We start from the raw sequence: 332 nt of genomic DNA, 5'->3' as shown, positions 1-332 counted from the left end.
GGTTTAGCCTCATCCGGTTTCGCTCGCCACTACTCCCGGAATCACGGTTGTTTTCTCTTCCTGCGGGTACTGAGATGTTTCACTTCCCCGCGTTCCCTCCACATACCCTATGTGTTCAGGTATGGGTGACAGCCCATGACGACTGCCGGGTTTCCCCATTCGGAAACCCCCGGATCAAAGCCTGGTTGACGGCTCCCCGGGGACTATCGTGGCCTCCCACGTCCTTCATCGGTTCCTGGTGCCAAGGCATCCACCGTGCGCCCTTAAAAACTTGGCCACAGATGCTCGCGTCCACTGTGCAGTTCTCAAACAACGACCAGACACCCACCCTC

Annotated in this window: 1 rRNA gene; it reads right to left on the bottom strand. The window is 57.8% G+C overall.

Annotated elements, in window-relative coordinates:
• A 23S ribosomal RNA gene (locus tag AA75_RS28200) occupies positions 1 to 277 on the bottom strand; the annotation flags it as partial.
• Between the last annotated feature and the right edge of the window lie 55 nt (positions 278 to 332).

The sequence above is a fragment of the Kitasatospora sp. MBT63 genome (assembly GCF_000710465.2).
GTDB lineage: Bacteria > Actinomycetota > Actinomycetes > Streptomycetales > Streptomycetaceae > Kitasatospora.
This window is presented reverse-complemented; position numbering and strand designations above follow the sequence as displayed.